This window comes from Bradyrhizobium sp. ISRA430, assembly GCF_029909975.1.
Taxonomy (GTDB): domain Bacteria; phylum Pseudomonadota; class Alphaproteobacteria; order Rhizobiales; family Xanthobacteraceae; genus Bradyrhizobium.
On the sequence record NZ_CP094516.1, the window covers coordinates 885,763 to 902,907 of the forward strand.

A 17,145-nucleotide genomic window follows, 5' to 3' on the forward strand; every position below is an offset into this window, starting at 1 on the left:
GCTTCCTTGGCGTGCGCATAGCTGCAGACCACGTTGCGACATAACCATCTAAGGGACGATCTCGACCGGGCTCCCGGTCGAAAGGCCAAGATCGCGGTCCGCACGGCCCTGGTTGACGGCGATTTCGGCGAGCCCGTTCGAGTTCTCGTACCAGAAGGCTGAGCCTGGCGGCCGATCGCTGAAGGTTCTCTCGCGCTCCAATATGTGACCCGCCAAGGCAAGCCTGGCGTTGGGCGGCAGCACGGCGGCTCTCAACCCAGTCATAGCATTGCCGAAGTGGTCGATGTAAACGATCTCGCAGAGGTCGTCGGGCCAGTCCGTGCGGCGATCCCCGCCATTCCCTCGCGGCTGCCCGGGCGGCGGTTCGCCGCGCGCCAGCATGGCTGCGACCGGTGCGAAGAGGTCGCGCCCGTGAAAGCTGGCCGAGAGGCGCTGCGGCCTCCAGTCGATGTCCCAACTGCGCGTCCTTGCGGCGCGGCGCTGGACCAACTCAAACAAGCCGTTGCCGGGGCCGACATACCACCGGCCGTCGGCCTCGAGCACAATGGCCGGGCGCGTCCCGCCGACGCCGGGATCAACGACGCAGAGAAAGACAGTTTCCGGCGGAAACCAGGCGGCATAAGCCGCCAGGAGGTACGCCGACGCCTTGGGATTGCCCATGGGCGCATCGGTGAAGAGGTCGATGGCGGGTATGCCAGGCGCCATCTGGTGCAGCACGGCCTTCATCTGGCCCGTATAGGGGCCGTGCAATCCGAAATCCGTGAACAGAACGATCATGATGTCAGCTGCTCCACACTATGGCGGTGCCGCCGCCCGAGCCGCTTCGTGGAACCGGCGGACTCGATCCAGGTCCTTGGCATGCGATCCGTCCTGATCCGTTCTCGTCTTGGAATCAACACCGGCTGGACGGACGGTTCGGATCGCTTCTGCGACGTTGTCCGGTCCAAGGCCACCGGCAAGGACCACAGGAACAGGGGCAAGGTCCACGATCCGGCGGCTGATACCCCAGTCGTGCGTCACGCCGAGCGCGCCGATCTGCTTGTCCGTGACTCGATAGCTGTCGAGAAGCAGAAAGTCTGCAATGCCAACGTAGCTGCGGGCAATCGCGACGCTCTCCTCGCCGAACACAGGTATGCTTCTCATCACGACGATCCCGGGCAACATGCGTTTGAGCGAAGCAACGTCTTGCGGCGAAAGCAATTCGGCGCTGGCACCCAAATGGACGATCGCGGGGTTGAGTTCGCGCGCCCATGACGCAATCAAGGAGAGATCGCAGGTCAGAAACAGCGCTGAGAACCTCGATGGCGGTACAATCGCCGCGCCGATATCGGAAGCTGCTGAGATCGACAGCTCGCGCGGAAATCGGCCGTCTCCGACGAGCACGCCGATATGATTGACGCCAATGGCTGAAACAGCGGACGCCTCTTCGATGGTGGAGATTTCATAAACCTGGGTCAACATCGGGCGTAACCTCCGGCGGCGGACATTGAGCATAAGACATCCGAGGGCGGCCTTTGGCAAAGCCACAGCATGCGTCGGCTAGCGGGAGTCGAAGATTAGGTCAGCTGCCGGGCGGGGACGCAGTCCCAGGCGCGCCGGCCCGCCAATTCTATCGCGGAGAGTCAGGTCGTTGCCCTCTGAGCGACACATGAAAGCTGCTGTTCGGATTCAAAAATGACCCTTGTTCCGAACGGCTGACATTCCCTGTCTAGTGTTTGCTGGATCCATTCGATGTCGCGCCGCGATGGAATGGAGAGACGAAAGTTCTTGATCTGCATGGGAACCAGCTTGAGCGCATGGAGGATTCCACTGGTTGGATCCAGGTCGGCGAAATACATCAACGCCAGGTCGTCGCGGTAGCGCTCGTAACCACGGATCCCCTCATAGTCGTTCAGAAAATCACCGCAGCCATAGAGTATGAGGCGGTCTCGATAGATTTCGATCGCTCTCGGATGATGCGAAGAATGCCCGTGAACGATCGACACGCCTGCCTTGTCGACCAGGGCCCGGGCAAAAATCCTCTGCTCATCGGGAATGTCATATCCCCAATTGGATCCCCAATGGATCGACACCACCGTGAGATCGCCCGGCCTTCTGGCCGCCATGACCTGGTCAGCCAGCTCTGACGCGCTCGCCCCGCTGAGGTCAGGCAGCAGGTTGACGCCCGGAGCGTCTGACATCGCAACCCACTTGAACGGAATTCCGCTCGATGGCGATCCGAACGCAAAGATCAGGAGCCGGGCCTCGGCGAGGTTGAGCACTGCGGGTGCGCGCGCTTCCCGATCATTGCGGCCTGCGCCCGCCACCCTGATGTTGAGCTTCTGCAAAGTCGTCAGCGTCTCTACCAGGCCGGCGCGGCCCCAATCGAGCACATGGTTGTTGGCCAATAGACAGCAGTCGATCCCCGCGGCCGCGAGACAGTCTGCGTTCTCGGGGCTCATTCGGTAGTTGATGCCCTTGTTCGCGCGGTGGTTGCTGCCCGTCACAGCCGTTTCGAGATTGATGATCCGCGCGTCCGGCTGCATGGACTCCAATTGGTCCAGTGCAGTGCCCCAGACGTAGGACGATCCATTGCGCCGCGGAATAGGCCCGTTCGCCTGCTCGGCGAGCAGCACGTAGCCCGCCGCCGATCGCATGTAATCTTCGTAAATCTCGGGGCTACAGGGATGCGCCAGCACCTGGTCGATGCCGCGGCCGCACATGACGTCTCCGCATAGGAAGAGCCGCACCGGTTTCCGATACCCAGTTGGCAGATGTCGTTCCTCGGCCATGATTTTCCACTCAGGTCCTGCCGCTCAGGTCTTTGCGTCAGGCGCGAGATGTCATGAAAGCCGCCATCACCTCCGCCAGCATCCGCTCCTGCTCTCCCGCATAGCGCGGAGAGAAGTGAAAGGGCTCGATGCGCCGTACATTGGCTTCCCGCGCGATTTCTCCGGCAGCCGTGGTGGTAAGATGACCCCGCTCCCGCGCCAATGTAGCGTCGGCCCCCGCAAACGCCGCCTCGATGAACAGGATGTCCGCATTCTCAATCAGCGCCGCGATGGCGGCACGATTGGCCGGCGTGTCGGCGACATCGGTCACATAGGCGATTTTCTGGCCGGCTGTGATCGTCAGGAGATCGCGCAGGCTGGCGAGTGGGACGAGGTGGTCCGCCGTTGCTGCTTCACCGATACGAATCAAATGATCGTCGGCGCGACGCTCGACGACGGCCTTCTTCAGCGAGAGCAACCAGGGACCAACGGGCAGTCCGCGCTCCAACAGCCGGTTCTTCCATACGTTGACATGCGCTGCCTCCTGCAGCGCAAAGGCGAGGCAGGGCGTGCCATGTTCAAGGATCGCGGCTGACACGCGATGGGTCGGCTCATCGCAGAGTACGCCGCCAAAGGTCTTACGAGAGACTGATGGCTTTGCTGCGAACGCCTTCCTCAGGTGGAACCGCGTGGTCAAGATGGAATCCGCCGTTCGGAGTTCGCTTACATCGAAAACGAGCTCGCAGGGATAGGTTTCGACCAGGTTCCAGCAATAGGCCTGAAGCTTGTGAAAGACGTGCTCGGCAAAGCCGGACGGACCGAACAGCTGCACCGATTTCTCATGCCCGACGAGCAAGCGAAGCAGATGGTCGAAGCCCACGAAGTGATCGATATGTGCATGCGAGACAAAGACCCGGTCGACGCGCCGTATCCTCCGCGGCGCTAGTGAAGCAATCTCTCCGACATCGAACAGCAGACTTCGCTTTTCGAACAGCGTTTCGACATAGACCGTCGGGTCGCCGTAGCGACCGTTGACCAGGCTCGGATGGAAAAGTGGTCGCATGGCAAACTATTCTGCTGCAACAGCGCTCGATAGATTTCCAGTATTTAGCCAACGTTGATGGATTCCGCACCCGGCAAGATCGAGTTAGACTACAAGTTGGATCGCACTCGTGCCGGGCATCATCAAGGGCATGCGGTCGGTATTGCGCAGCACCATTGGTTCCTCGCCAGAGCGCAATTGGTATTGAGATCGGCGGTCCGGTCCCGCTCGCAGGCGCCGACTTTCGATCCGTGGTTCGGCTGCGTCAGCCGCGGGCCGGATCTTGAAAGATCTCGTCAAGCGCGAGCCCGATGTGTCCCGCAGCCCGAGGAGAGATCCATGAAACTCGTTTCAAGCGCCTTCGCCGATGGTGCCGCAATTCCGCGACGGTTTACTTGTGATGGCGAAAATCTTTCGCCCCCTCTGCAATGGTCCGACGCGCCAGAGGGGGCGCGGAGTTTTGTCCTGCTATGCGACGATCCCGATGCTCCCGCCAGTACATGGCATCATTGGGCAGTTTACGATATTCCGCCAACCGTAACAGAGTTTGCAGTCAACACCGCGCAGAACACCAGACTGAAGCAGGCGGTCAACGATTTTCGCAAAGTGGGCTATGGCGGCCCGTGTCCACCGCATGGCCATGGGCCGCATCACTATCACTTCCGGCTGCTGGCCCTCTCGATGGAGGACCTTCCCGCAAAGGCCAATGCGTCTTGTCGTGACATTGAACGAGAGGCGCGCAAGCACGTCATCGCGGAAGCGATCCTTGTCGGTTGGTATGAGAGGTAGGCCGGCGAAAGGCCAGGGGCGGTGCACGTAAGTAAGCTGCGCACAATCCTGGCCGATCCCTCTGTTCTTGCGTGGCTGCGCCGGGGCTGTGCCTGGACAGGGGGTACGAGGCGAACATGTATTTTCGTCCACCGTGGACGATCCCACAGTGAGGACCGCCGCTAGATGTCGTAGTAAAGATGGAACTCGTAAGGATGCGGTCGCAGCCGGATCGCATCGACTTCCTTCTTTCGCTTGTAGTCGAGCCAGGTCGCGATCACATCGGCGGTGAAGACGTCGCCGCGCAGAAGGAATGCGTGGTCGCGCTCGAGCGCGTCGAGCGCCTGATCCAGCGATCCCGGTGTCGACTTCACCTCCTTGGCTTCGGCGGGTGGCAGGTCGTAAAGATTTTTGTCGATGGGGCTGCCCGGATCGATCCGGTTATCGATACCGTCGAGGCCCGCCATCAGCATTGCGGCAAAGGCCAGGTAGGGATTGCAGGAGGGATCGGGCGAACGAAACTCGACGCGCTTTGCCCGTGGATTTGGCGAGTACATTGGAATCCGGCAGCAGGCCGAGCGATTGCGCTGGGAGTAGACTAGGTTGATGGGAGCCTCATAGCCCGGCACCAGACGCCGATAGGAGTTGGTCGTCGGGGCGCAAAGCGCGCACAACGCCCAGGCGTGGTTCAGGAGCCCGCCGATGTAATAGCGGCCGAGCTGGCTCAATTCGGCGTAGTCACCCTTGTCGTAGAACAGGTTGGTGTCGCCCTTCCACAGCGACTGGTGAACATGCATGCCCGAGGCGTTGTCCTCGAACAGCGGTTTCGGCATGAAGGTCGCGGTCTTGCCGTGCTGATGCGCAGTATTCTTCACCACATATTTGTAGATCATCAAATTGTCCGCCATGCGGGTGAGGCTCGTGAAGCGCATGTCGATTTCGTTTTGGCCGCCGGTTGCGACCTCGTGGTGATGAGCTTCGATCTGGATACCGAGTTGTTCCATGGTCAGCACCATTTCGGTGCGTAGCGCCTGCATGCTGTCGGTCGGAGGAACGGGAAAATATCCCTCCTTCGGGCGCGGCTTGTGCCCGAGATTCGGCGCTTCCTCCGCGCCGGTGTTCCAGCTCCCTTCGCCGGAATCGATCTCGTGCATGGCATAGTTGATGCCTTGACCGTAGCGCACGTCGTCGAAGACGAAGAACTCCGCCTCCGGGCCGAAGTAGCTCGTGTCGGCGCGCCCAGTGCCCTTGAGATAGGTTTCAGCCTTCTGGGCGATGTAGCGAGCATCCCGGCTATAGGATTGGCCGGTCACGGGGTCGCGGATGTTACAGATGAGGACCAGCGTCTCTGCCGGACTATAGGGGTCGACGAAGGCCGTCGCTGGATCGGCGACGACCAGCATGTCGCTTTCCTGAATCTCCTGAAAGCCGCGGATCGATGAGCCGTCGAACCCGATGCCCTCCTCGAGCGCATCAACGCTCACCGCGCTCGGCGGGACGGAAAAATGTTGCCATACCCCCGGCAGGTCAGTGAACCGCAGATCGATCATCTGGACCTTCTCGTCCTTGATCGCCTTCACGAGATCTTCGGCTGTTGCACATTTCGGAAACATGGCTCGCTCCCAGCATCATTGAGGTGCACGTCTTGCGGGTCGCGTTGCCGTTCAGCCGCAGCCGAACGGCTTGCGACGGATTGTGGTCCATATTCTGTGTTGCCGCCCCTCCAACCTCAATCCGGTTTGGCGGCATTTGCAGTCAGGCGGCTACGCACGCCGGCTGCTTTCAGCTTTGGTGAGGTCCGCGCATCAGCTTCATGGCGTCCTCGATATGCCGCCAGGTCTTGGCAAGCTCGAGATCGCCCTTTGCCTCGAGATCGATCGCGTTCCGGGCTGCTTCCGCAATGGCCTTGGGGCCATGTGCTTCCAGCAACTGCCGCGCATAGTCGTGGATTTCGATTTCTCGCATGGCGTCACTTCCCTCTTGTCCGGGCGCCACGCGAACTCGGTGGGGCCGGGAACGATAGACGTCGACACCTGTCAAGCGCAGCTAGTCTGCATCCTGGTGCAGCGCACTCGCAAGGGCCCTTTCCGGGGCATGGGCCGCAGCTTCAGTAGCGGCAACACCTGCGCGGGTTGGAGGGATGTATTTTCTCGGCTGCCTCCCCACTTAACTGGGAGAGAGGAGGTGAGCATCATGCGCATCCAACATTGGCAAGACGCTGCCAGCCTCCTGGTGGGCCTGTGGCTGGTCCTTTCGTCCTTTATCCTCGGCTTGTCCGGGGCGGCTGTCTGGGTCTCCATCGTGCTCGGGCTCGGCGTCATGCTGTTTGCCATCGAGGCATTTGTCGTCCCATCCTATCTGGAAGAGTGGGGAGAGATGCTGCTGGGCCTGGCTTTGCTGCTGGCACCTTGGACCATTGGTTATGAGTCGGTATCGGCCACGGTGAGCAGCGTAGCGTCCGGCATAGTGGTGATCCTGCTCGCTGTCTGGGAGTTGATGACCGATCGCGACTTCAGCACCTGGTGGCACGATCGCTGGCATCACCTGGCCGGCTGAGGAGAGGTGTTAGCCGAGCGTTTTGCAGACCGCTATCTGCTGGCGGTCGGGGGCTCGAAGTCGACCCGCTCGGGCGCGGCGCCGAGGGGAACGATCGTCACTGCGCGCAGACACGTCTCCGGTGCAGGGCCATGCGGTCCTGCACCGGATCAACCCATCACAATGCGGCTCTCGGCTCGATCGGCTGCCAGATGCTGATTTTGCGCGTCTCCGGCATCAGGAAGACGGCAAGCACGAAGCACACCGCGGGAACTACGATCGGGTAAATCAGCGCGTAGCCGACGCTGCCGGTCGCAGCGAATGCCGCCGACGTAATGAACGGCACCAATCCGCCACCCCAGCCATTGCCGATGTGGTACGGCACTGAGACCGATGTGTACCTGATCCTGGCGGGGAAGAATTCCGCCAAAAACGCGCCGACCGGCCCATACACCATCCCGACATAGCAAACGAGGATGAAGATGATGAAGCTCGCGACCGGATAGTTGATGTTTCCGGGCTGCGTGACCGCCCCCAGCCACAGATAGAGCGGATAATACGTGATCGCAGCGAGCAGCATGCCGCCGAGTATCACAGGCTTGCGGCCGATCAGATCCGACAGCCAGCCAAAGAAGATCAGGCTCGGCGTTGCAATAAGCAGGGCTGCTCCCACGATGTAAGAGGAGGTCAGCGCGTCCACCTTGGAGACCTGCTGCAGGAAATACAGCGCCCAGAACTGACCGCTGTACCAGACCACGCCCTGTCCGATCAGGACCACAATTGCGATCCCGATATATTTGATGTTCGAGCTGAGGAAGGCCTCCTTCCAGGGATTCCTCGTCATCTGGCCACGGGACCTGATCTCCTGGAAGATCGGTGTCTCCTGGAGCTGGAGCCGTATGTAGATCGCAATCGCCACCAGCAGGAAGGACACCAGGAACGGAACGCGCCACGCCCATTCGTCGAAGGCCTGGTTGCCGGCATATGTCCGCGTGAGGATGATGACGGCCAGCGACACCACGATCCCGAGAGTAGGCGAGGTCTGCAGCCAGCCGGTATAGTAGCCGCGCCGATCGTCCGGCACATGCTCGGCCACATAGGTGATGGCGCCACCATATTCGCCGCCCAGGCACAGGCCCTGGATCATGCGCAGGCCGAAGAGCACGAAGGCGGCCGTTAGACCAATCGACTGGTAGGTCGGGATCAACCCGATCGCTCCCGTGCCGAGTCCCATTCCGCTGAGGGTAATGAGAAAGGTATACTTGCGGCCGACCCGGTCTCCCATCCATCCGAACAGGAAAGCCCCCAGCGGACGGATGAGAAATCCTGCCGTAAAGAGCGCGATCGTGCTGAGGAGGGCTGCAACCGGGTGGGATTGCTCGAAGAACTTGACCGATAGAACTGCGGCCAGGCTGCCAAAGATATAGAAATCATACCATTCGATGATGTTTCCCACCGACGCAGCGATGATCACGCGGCGAAAATCGCTCGGTACCTGCATGTGCGACTCCTATGGTTTCAAAACGTCTCCTCGCTTGTTTCAGCGGTCGATCTTCTCGCGGAGAGCGTGATGCGCGGCGTTGCAGGCGCCAATTCAAAAAGTTGCGTCGGCAACGTCTGATCTCAGGCGCGCTTTGCGCCACCTGAGCTCCGGCGGCCTTAGAACCGCGAGCCACCCCTGCCTTGCCCATCTGTCGGGGAGGCGGGGAACCGTAGTGTAGTCCCACCACGGGCCGACAACTTATGAGACTTTCGGCTCAATTTGACCACGGGACGTTTTGCGAAAGCGATCGCAAGGGCTCGAATTCTCCGCGACTTCTGGTGGAGCGGCGAACGGAAAAGCGTCTCAGGCGTTGTGAGGGATCCAGAAAGGGGTCCGATCATGCAGACGATCGCAGAGCATATGGAAGTCATCGGCGCCGACGGCGTCCACATCGGCACCGTCGACCGGGTCGAGGGCAACCGCATCAAATTGACCAAGAAGGACAGCGGCGAGGGCAGCCACAAGGGCCATCATCATTTCATCGACAAGGGCCTGGTCGCCGACGTCGAGGGCAATAAGGTGCGGCTCTCCGCCAAGGCAGCGGTGGCCGTGACGATGGAAGAGGAAAAGTAGGGGCTCCCCCGGTCCGTTCCTGATCCGTACCGCTATTCGCGCGCCTGCACGTTCCGGTAGCCTCCGCCCCCATCGCGTATCGCAAGGTGCAGGGGAATGGCGGAGCCGGGCCGGCCAGTGCGGTCCCAGGGGGTAGTAGCCGGAACGTGGCCGGTCGGCCGCGCCGCACCAGCCGGTGGCCTGGTGCCGGCGGACCTCGGCCGCTGGTCGTTGCTTGCGGACACATTGCGGGCCTGGGCGCGTGCCGAAGCGGGCGCGGGGCGGCTGCTGCCGTGGGTGCCCGTGGCGTTCGGCACCGGCATCGCGCTCTATTTCGCTGCCGATCACGAGCCGGTGCTCTGGGCGACCGCGACCATGGCCTTGCTGCTGATGGTTGGCGCCGTTCTGTTGCGCCGCAGCCGGCTATTTGTCGTGGCAATCATGGTCGCCGCCGCAGCGGCCGGTTTTGCCATGGCGACCTGGAAGACCGCGCGCATCGCGCACACCGTGCTGGCAAAGCCGCTCTATTCCGTGTCGTTGTCGGGCTTCGTCGAGACCCGCGACATCCGCGAGCGCACCGACCGTTTCGTGCTGCGCGTCACCGGCATGGAGGCCCAGCGCAGCGACGTCACGCTCGAACGCGTCCGCCTCTCGGTGCGCAAGGGCACTGCGCCCGAAGTCGGCAGCTTCGTGCAGTTGAAGGCGCGGCTGATGCCGCCGCTCTCGCCCCTGCGTCCCGGCAGCTACGATTTCTCCCGCGACATGTTCTTCCAGGGTATCGGCGCCTCCGGCTTCGTGATGGGTACGATCACGGCTTCCGCGCCGCCCGACGGCGGAGGCTTGCGACTGCGCTATGCAGCCTTCATGCAGGGGCTGCGCGATGCCATCGATGCGCGCATCCGCGCCACGCTCGACGGCGACAATCGCGCGATCGCCACTGCGCTGCTCACCGGCCGGCGCGATGCGATTACCACGCCGGTGAACGATGCCATGTTCATCTCCGGCCTCGGCCATGTGCTCTCGATTTCGGGTTATCACATGGCGGTCGTCGCCGGCGTCGTCTTCTTCGCGATCCGCGCATTGCTCGCGCTGATCCCGGGTCTGGCCGTCAGCTTTCCGATCAAGAAGTGGTCGGCCGCTGCCGCGCTCGTCGCCGCGGCGTTCTATCTGTTGCTCTCCGGCGCGGAGGTCGCGACCCAAAGATCGTTTTTCATGACCGCAGTGGTGCTGATCGCGGTCATGGTCGATCGCCGAGCCATCACGTTCCGCACGCTGGCGGTGGCCGCGCTGATCGTGCTTGCGGTCGCGCCGGAGGCGCTGGTGCATCCGAGCTTCCAGATGTCGTTTGCGGCAACGCTTGGGCTGGTTGCGCTGGTGCAGATCGGCATGCCGAACCTGTTTGCCTCACCCGATCATTCGGCGACGGCGCGGATTGCGCTGTGGGGCGGCCGTGAGATCGCCATGCTGTTCCTGGCCTCGCTGATCGCGGGCTTTGCGACCACGCCCTATGCCGCCTTCCACTTTCACCGCGTCACGCCGTTCGGTGTGCTCGCGAACCTCGCGGCGATGCCGGTGGTCTCGGCGCTGGTGATGCCGGCCGGGCTGTTGGGATTGATCGCAGCGCCGTTCGGGCTCGACGGCGTGTTCTGGTGGCTGATGGGTGTCGGCATCGACTGGATGGTCGTGGTCGCGCAGTGGGTTGCGAATCTTCCGGGCGCGGTCGGCCGCATTGCCGCTTTCGGCATCGCCCCGCTGATCGCGGCGAGCATCGGCATCGTCCTGATGGGCCTGTTGCGCACGCCCTTGCGCTGGACCGGTGCGCTCGTGCTGGTCGCAGCGATTGTGTGGGCGGTGTCCGTGCGCCAGCCGGACGTCCTGATCGCAGGCGACGGGCGTAACATCGCAGTGCGCGGCAGCGACGGCCGCTTGCATCTCATCGCGGCGAACAAGGACGCGTTCCTCGCCAAGGAGTGGCTTGCGGCCGATGCCGATCCGCGCAGCGCCGGTGATGCATCGCTCGGTAGCGGCGTGTCATGCGACGAATCCGGATGCGTGACCCCGCTCGCCGACGGCCGCCTGATCGCGCTGGCGCTGCGCGTGGATGCGCTCTCGGATGATTGCAGCCGGGCTGCGCTGGTGGTGACAGCGAGACCCGCGCCGCCCGATTGTGCGGCGATGGTGGTCGACCGGGATCGTCTCATGAGCCAGGGCGGCTTGGCGCTCGCGCGCCGCGGCGACGGCTTTGCGGTGCAGGCGGTGAGGGCGAGGGGCGCAAATCGCCCCTGGTCGCCGGCAATCGCCGGCGATGGCTATTATGAACCAAACCTCGCGCCACGGCCGGCCGCACCGCGCTCCAGGGACGCAACGCCGTCGGAGGCCGACCTTCAGGTCGAGGACTGACGCATGATCCGGAAAAGTGTGTAGCGTTTTTCCCTTCGCGACAAACGCGGAATGCGTTTGCGCGGAGATCATGCTCAAATATTACGCGTCAGCCGATCGGCAGGCGCGTAACGGTCGGCTGCGGCCTGTCAGCGGCGACTTGCGGCTTGTGCTCACCGGCCGGCTGGGTCACCGGCAATTGCAGCACGGTTGCGCGCTGGCCTTCGACGAGCTGCGTCACCAGCACATATTTGCCGTCGGGGAATTCGATCGCGTCATGATGGCGATCGGGAATGTGCGGATCGACTTTGCCGAACTTGCCGACGCGGGAGTTGATGGTGCGCGTCCAGATCCAGCGATTGTCGTAGCGGACGTTGTCGGCGAAGGCGAGCTCCGTTCCCGGCAGCAGGCAGACCGCGACGGAGAGATCGGCTTCCGAAGCGAAGCCGCGCGTCGAGGTGCCGCGGAAGGTTGTCGTGACGATCGTCTCACCGACCTGGGCGGGACGGGTCGCGACGGCATGCAGGCTGTAGTCACACATCGCAAGTGCTCCTCATAAGAGATAGCGACCCGTGCCCCCGGAGGCCCAGGCCTCTATCAGGAAGGCTCCGATGATATGCGATGTTGAGGGCAAATCTGCGACTTGCGTGCAGACCTGCCGATCACATTATCTTTTCTGCGTTGAGCAAGAGCCTTTGGAACAAAGCAGGCTCGTGCGAATTTTCTTCTGTTGCGCTCGTCGAGATCAATCCTGAATTCACCGGCGCTGCACAACACGCGGCGGAGGTCGATTGCTCCACGCGACTTGCATCGGCTCACGCCTCGCCGAAGACGCTCAGTATTTCCGGTACAGCCCGATCAGCTTGCCCTGAATCTTTACGCGGTTCGGCGGCAGGATGCGCACCTCGTAGGCCGCATTGGCCGGCTCGAGCGCGATCGAGGCGCCGCGCCGGCGGAAGCGTTTCAGGGTCGCTTCCTCGTCGTCGATCAGGGCCACCACGATGTCGCCGGTGTCGGCGCTCTCGTTGCGCTGGATCAGCGCCATGTCGCCGTCGAGGATGCCGGCCTCCACCATCGAATCGCCGCGCACTTCGAGCGCGTAATGCTCGCCCGAGCCGAGCATGTCCGGCGGTACGCTGATGGTGTGGCTGCGGGTCTGCAAGGCCTCGATCGGCGTGCCCGCCGCGATGCGGCCCATCACGGGCACAGCGACCGGACGTTCACCCTCGTCCACGGGGGCGCTGGAGCCGCGTACCTTACCGAGATTGCCTTCGATGACGCTCGGCGTGAAGCCGCGCCGATTGCCGGCCGCGGCCTGAAGCTCGGGCAGCTTGATCACTTCGATGGCGCGGGCACGATTGGGCAGGCGGCGGATGAAGCCGCGCTCCTCGAGTGCGGTGATCAGGCGATGGATGCCCGACTTCGAGCGCAGATCGAGCGCGTCCTTCATCTCGTCGAAGGAGGGCGGCACGCCGCTTTCCTTCAGGCGTTCGCTGATGAACCGCAGAAGCTCGTATTGTTTGCGCGTTAACATCTCGACCAAATCCCCCGGTTGATGTCGTTCGATTCCGAGACGCTGAAGTTAGCGGCGCACCGCTAGATGCTCGAAACAAATCATGAACGGACACTATATGTTCGATATGTGTTCCGCAACTGCTTAATTTTGCGTGAACACGATAAACTTCGCGGAACACGCGCGGCCGGCTCGTTCAAGCGGGCAGCCGCAACACCTCGCAGGGCGCGCCTGCTTCGGCCTTCGGCGCGAACGGCGGCCGCACGAGAAGTGCCTGTGCCGCAGCGAGATTTGCAAGCAGAGAAGAGTCCTGATTGTTGACGGGAACCGCGACCAGCGTGCCGTCGTCGCGCTCTTCGAGGCGCACGCGAAGATAGTCCTCGCGCATGTCGTTGGCGGCGAGCTCGCCCCCGACTACGGCGCGCTCGCGGCGGTGGTGAACGGGCTGACGGCCCGCAAGCGCGCGAATCAACGGCACCATGAACAGGAAGGCGCAAACGTAAGACGAGACCGGATTGCCGGGCAGGCCGATCACGCGCATCGCGCCGAGATGGCCATGCATCATCGGCTTGCCCGGCCGCATCGCGATCTTCCAGAACGCCATCGCAATGCCCTCGGCCTTGAGCGCCTGCTGGACCAGATCGTGATCGCCGACCGACGCACCGCCGGTCGTGATCAGGACGTCGGCGCCGGTTTCGCGGGCGGAGCGGATACCGGCGGTGGTGGCCTCCAGGGTGTCGGCGGCGATCCCAAGGTCGATCGTGTCGGCGCCCTCCCGGCGCGCCAGCGCGTGGATCGCATAGCCGTTGGAATAGACGATCTGGCCGGGGCCGGGTGTTGTGCCCGGCATCACCAGCTCATCGCCGGTGGCGAGGATTGCGACCTTCGGGCGGCGGCGGACGGGAAGGTCAGGATGGTTCATACCGGCGGCGAGGGCCAGGCTTCGCTCGGTGAGGCGGGCGCCTGCCCGTAGCAGCACGTCGCCCTCGGAAAAGTCGACGCCGGCGCGCCGGATATGCCGTCCGGCGACGGCGGCCTCCTTGATCGTGATGCGCTTGCCGTCCGCGACCGTGTCCTCCTGGATCACGACGGCATCTGCGCCGTTGGGAATCACGCCGCCGGTGAAGATCCGGACCGCCTCGCCGGCACCCAGCGTTGGCGCGAACGGCCGGCCCGCCGCGACCTCGCCGATCACGCTGAGCTGCGCATCGACCTTGGCCGCATCGCTCGCGCGCACGGCATAGCCGTCCATCGCCGACATTGCCTGGGGGGGCTGCGTACGCCGGGCGGTGACGTCGCGTGCCAGTACGCGGTGAAAGGCGCCTTCCAGCGCGATCATCTCTTCGGATAGCGGCTCCACGCCGGCCAGCACCGCGGCAAGCGCGTCAGAAACCGGCATCAGGGCCACGGGCGAAATCTCCTGCTTGGCAAGTCGATTGGCAAATCGAACCGTCTCGGCGTCAAGGGTTCTAGCCGAGCGCGTGCGCCGAAGCAAAACCCGGCGTCCGGACGAACGATCGTGCCGGCTTCTACGCTTGTGAGATGATTGGATTCAGGTCCGGTGCGACATGATCTGGATGACGCTGCAGACTGGCACCCGCGCAGCGATCGCAAGAACGAAAGCAACAAGGGCCATGGTCAACATCAATCCGCTCCCGTCGGCTCGTTCCGACTAGCATCCTTGGCCACATCGGGCGCGTTGGGACTTTGATCCTTGTCGGGCAGGGGATCGGCCTGCGATTTCAGATCGGCGGCCTTGCTAATCAGCTTGGCTGAGAGATCCGAGTCCGACGTGGTTCTGGCGAATTCGAGCAGGAGAGAGGCTTGCTTGGTGAGGTAGGCTTTACCCAACACGACGATCAGTCCGATGTAGAAATCCCCGACGAACTCAAGAGTCCGGAATCAGGCATTCCGTTCCAGGAACTCTGCACAAAAATGCACAAAGTGATTTGGTTCCTCGTCGCGGGCCGATGGGTTCCCGTGAACGTCGGCAGGATCAAGCAAAGCCACCAGAACGCCGGCCCTCAGATCCCCAGCGCCGTCAGCGCATGTCCGACGTCGGTGGGCGAGGTCACGTGTACCGCCGTCAGTCCGCGCGCCCGCGCCCCTTCGATGTTCTCGGCGAGGTCGTCAAAGAAGACGATCCGCTCGGCCGGCACGCCGATGGCGCCCACCACATGGTCGAAGGCTTCGGCGTCCGGTTTGCGCAGACCGATGCTGGACGACAGGTACAGCTCGCGGAAATGGCCGAGCAGGTCGGCATATTCCTTCGAGAAATAGTCCACATGCGGCTGGTTGGTATTGGAGAAGGCGTACAGCGGCATGTGCTTCGCCGCACGCGGCAACAGCTCCGCGATGTCGGGCATCTCCCCCGTGAACACCGCGTTCCAGCCCTCCAGGAACTGCGCGTCCGAAAGGCTGATGCCGAGCGATGAGCGCAGCGAGTCGAAATATGCCGCGTCACTGAGCTTGCCGACTTCGTGCAGCTTGTAGGCCTCGTCACGCACATAGCGCGCGACGATGGCCTCGGGCTTGCAGCCGGCATGTCCCGCCCAGCAGGCGATCGTCCTGGAGAAATCGATGTCGAGCACGACGCGCCCGAGATCGAAGAGGAGGGCATCCGCGCTGCCGGGAGAGAGCGATGTCATTGCGTCCTTTCAGGTCAGTATCGGCAAGATCAATACCGATAGGGCTCGATGTCGAGCAGCGGAAATGCGCTGAACACGCTGGGCGCGTTGGTGGCGGTCGCCGGATGCAGGCAGGACTTGTCGATCTCGGCGAAGGAGGTGGCGCCCAAGAGGCCGAGGCAGCGCAGCACTTCGTCCTCCAACAGCTCCAGCATCCGCGTCACGCCAGCTTCGCCCGCGGCCGCCAGCGCCCAGCATTGCAGCCGGCCGATGCCGACCATGTCGGCGCCCGCCGCGATCGCCTTGACGATGTCGGTGCCGCGGCAGATGCCGCCATCGACCATGATCTTGGCGCGTCCTTTCACTGCCTCGACGATTTCGGGCAGCACATGCATGGCGCCGCGGCCGTGATCGAGCTGGCGGCCGCCATGGTTGGAGACGTAGATCCATTCGACGCCGTGATCGAGCGCGATCAACGCATCCTCGGCGGTGGCGATGCCCTTGAGGATCAGCGGGATCTTGAACTTGTCCTTGATCATCTTCACGGTCCGCCACTCCAGCCCCTTCTGGAAGTCGCCACCGGTGGCGCGCAGGCGGCTCTCGCGAACATAGCGTTTGGCGATGTCACGCTCACGGCGGCTGTAATGGGCGGTGTCGACGGTCAGGCAAAAAGCGGCATAGGTGTTCTTCACGGCCCGGCTGACGACATCCTCGACGAAGGCGTCGTCGCCGCGGACATAGAGCTGATAGAAGCGTAGCGCACCGGGCGCGGCCTCGGCAGTCTTTTCCAGGCCCGGGTCGGATACCGAGCTCAGCATATGCGCTGCCCCGAACGCGCCGGCGCCGCGCGCCACGCTGGCCGCGCCATGCGGATCGAAGATCTCGAGCGCTCCGACCGGCGCCAGGACGACCGGCAGGCGCATCTTCCGGCCGAACAGCTCGACGGAACCGTCGACTTTGCGGACATCGCGCAGAACGCGCGGCCGGAACGCGATCTCGTCGAGCGCCATGCGGTTGCGGCGCATGGTGGTCTCGGTCTCGGCGGCGCCGACGATGTAGTCCCAGGCGTTCTGGTTGAGGTTGGAGCGCGCCTTCCGGATAAATTCGTGCAGGTTCTGGAACGGCTCGTTGCTGGCGCCGAGTTCGACGTTCCGTTCCGGCCGGATGCGGGGCGCTTCGTTCATTGTTATCCTCCCGAGAATTTGAAGCCTTAAGTCATCGCCTATCCCGTTCGGCCCTCCAAAACCATCCTAAAATCGCATAGCTGCGAAGCGTGGTCCGGCGGCCGATTCTCGCATTGCGCGAAACGGTTTCGGAACGTTGCCAAAAATTTAGGCCGGCACGAAGCGGATTTTGCGGTGTACCCGCCGGCGTGTCAGGCCGGCCTTGAAGAAACCAGAATGGTGTTGTGAGAAGCGGGTTGGATCGCCATTTGC

The 17,145-nt window shown here is 63.0% G+C and carries 17 protein-coding genes; 4 read left to right on the plus strand and 13 right to left on the minus strand.

The annotated features are described in order from the left end of the window. Positions 1-48: 48 nt before the first annotated feature. From MTX21_RS04620 to MTX21_RS04635, 4 genes are all read right to left on the minus strand, one after another. On the minus strand, positions 49-777 hold the full coding sequence (locus tag MTX21_RS04620; RefSeq protein WP_280970729.1) for an SAM-dependent chlorinase/fluorinase: 729 nt from the start codon (positions 775-777) through the stop codon (positions 49-51). Between the two features lie 18 nt (positions 778-795). After that, positions 796-1,461 carry a phosphoribosylanthranilate isomerase gene (locus MTX21_RS04625; RefSeq protein ID WP_280970730.1) on the minus strand — a complete coding sequence of 222 codons (666 nt, stop codon included), beginning with the start codon at positions 1,459-1,461 and terminating at the stop codon, positions 796-798. A gap of 161 nt (positions 1,462-1,622) precedes the next feature. Continuing rightward, the gene (locus tag MTX21_RS04630) at positions 1,623-2,771 is read right to left on the minus strand and encodes a CapA family protein (protein WP_280971360.1); all 1,149 of its coding nucleotides are present in this window, start codon (positions 2,769-2,771) and stop codon (positions 1,623-1,625) included. 37 nt (positions 2,772-2,808) lie between these two features. After that, on the minus strand, positions 2,809-3,813 hold the full coding sequence (locus tag MTX21_RS04635; protein WP_280970732.1) for an MBL fold metallo-hydrolase: 1,005 nt from the start codon (positions 3,811-3,813) through the stop codon (positions 2,809-2,811). Between the two features lie 318 nt (positions 3,814-4,131). Between MTX21_RS04635 and MTX21_RS04640 the strand changes: the two genes are divergently transcribed. Then, positions 4,132-4,581 (plus strand): YbhB/YbcL family Raf kinase inhibitor-like protein, encoded by a 450-nt coding sequence (locus tag MTX21_RS04640; protein ID WP_280970733.1) that lies wholly within the window; start codon positions 4,132-4,134, stop codon positions 4,579-4,581. 161 nt (positions 4,582-4,742) lie between these two features. On the opposite strand, the gene glnA is transcribed toward MTX21_RS04640, so the two are convergent. Both glnA and MTX21_RS04650 read right to left on the minus strand, forming a co-directional pair. Next, positions 4,743-6,173 (minus strand): type I glutamate--ammonia ligase, encoded by a 1,431-nt coding sequence (glnA, locus tag MTX21_RS04645; RefSeq protein ID WP_280970734.1) that lies wholly within the window; start codon positions 6,171-6,173, stop codon positions 4,743-4,745. 169 nt (positions 6,174-6,342) lie between these two features. After that, positions 6,343-6,525, minus strand: coding sequence for a hypothetical protein (locus MTX21_RS04650; protein WP_280970735.1), 183 nt, complete (start codon positions 6,523-6,525; stop codon positions 6,343-6,345). A 228-nt stretch (positions 6,526-6,753) separates the two neighbouring features. Here MTX21_RS04650 and MTX21_RS04655 point away from each other — a divergent pair, with 228 nt between their 5' ends. Then, the gene (locus MTX21_RS04655) at positions 6,754-7,116 is read left to right on the plus strand and encodes an SPW repeat protein (RefSeq protein WP_280970968.1); all 363 of its coding nucleotides are present in this window, start codon (positions 6,754-6,756) and stop codon (positions 7,114-7,116) included. A 157-nt stretch (positions 7,117-7,273) separates the two neighbouring features. Here MTX21_RS04655 and MTX21_RS04660 read toward each other — a convergent pair whose 3' ends face one another. Then, complete coding sequence (locus MTX21_RS04660) at positions 7,274-8,596, minus strand: MFS transporter (protein WP_280970736.1); 1,323 nt, start codon at positions 8,594-8,596, stop codon at positions 7,274-7,276. 381 nt (positions 8,597-8,977) lie between these two features. On the opposite strand from MTX21_RS04660, the gene MTX21_RS04665 reads away from it, so the two are divergent. Both MTX21_RS04665 and MTX21_RS04670 read left to right on the plus strand, forming a co-directional pair. Beyond that, the gene (locus MTX21_RS04665; RefSeq protein ID WP_254095511.1) at positions 8,978-9,211 is read left to right on the plus strand and encodes a DUF2171 domain-containing protein; all 234 of its coding nucleotides are present in this window, start codon (positions 8,978-8,980) and stop codon (positions 9,209-9,211) included. 96 nt (positions 9,212-9,307) lie between these two features. Beyond that, positions 9,308-11,590, plus strand: a complete 2,283-nt coding sequence (locus MTX21_RS04670) for a ComEC/Rec2 family competence protein (protein ID WP_280970737.1) — start codon at positions 9,308-9,310, stop codon at positions 11,588-11,590. Positions 11,591-11,678: 88 nt separating this feature from the next. On the opposite strand, the gene MTX21_RS04675 is transcribed toward MTX21_RS04670, so the two are convergent. The 6 genes from MTX21_RS04675 to MTX21_RS04700 all read right to left on the minus strand — a co-directional run bounded on the left by MTX21_RS04675 (position 11,679) and on the right by MTX21_RS04700 (position 16,893). Continuing rightward, the gene (locus tag MTX21_RS04675) at positions 11,679-12,110 is read right to left on the minus strand and encodes a hypothetical protein (protein ID WP_280970738.1); all 432 of its coding nucleotides are present in this window, start codon (positions 12,108-12,110) and stop codon (positions 11,679-11,681) included. Between the two features lie 294 nt (positions 12,111-12,404). Further along, complete coding sequence (gene lexA, locus MTX21_RS04680; protein ID WP_280970739.1) at positions 12,405-13,103, minus strand: transcriptional repressor LexA; 699 nt, start codon at positions 13,101-13,103, stop codon at positions 12,405-12,407. Between the two features lie 175 nt (positions 13,104-13,278). After that, positions 13,279-14,490, minus strand: coding sequence for a gephyrin-like molybdotransferase Glp (gene glp / locus MTX21_RS04685; RefSeq protein WP_280970740.1), 1,212 nt, complete (start codon positions 14,488-14,490; stop codon positions 13,279-13,281). 236 nt (positions 14,491-14,726) lie between these two features. Continuing rightward, positions 14,727-14,936 (minus strand): hypothetical protein, encoded by a 210-nt coding sequence (locus MTX21_RS04690; RefSeq protein WP_280970741.1) that lies wholly within the window; start codon positions 14,934-14,936, stop codon positions 14,727-14,729. 170 nt (positions 14,937-15,106) lie between these two features. Beyond that, positions 15,107-15,730: an HAD-IA family hydrolase gene (locus tag MTX21_RS04695; protein ID WP_280970742.1), complete on the minus strand. Its 624-nt coding sequence runs from the start codon at positions 15,728-15,730 to the stop codon at positions 15,107-15,109. Between the two features lie 29 nt (positions 15,731-15,759). Continuing rightward, entirely contained in the window at positions 15,760-16,893 is a 1,134-nt protein-coding gene (locus tag MTX21_RS04700) for an alpha-hydroxy acid oxidase (RefSeq protein ID WP_280970743.1), read from the minus strand. Positions 16,894-17,145 lie beyond the last annotated feature (252 nt).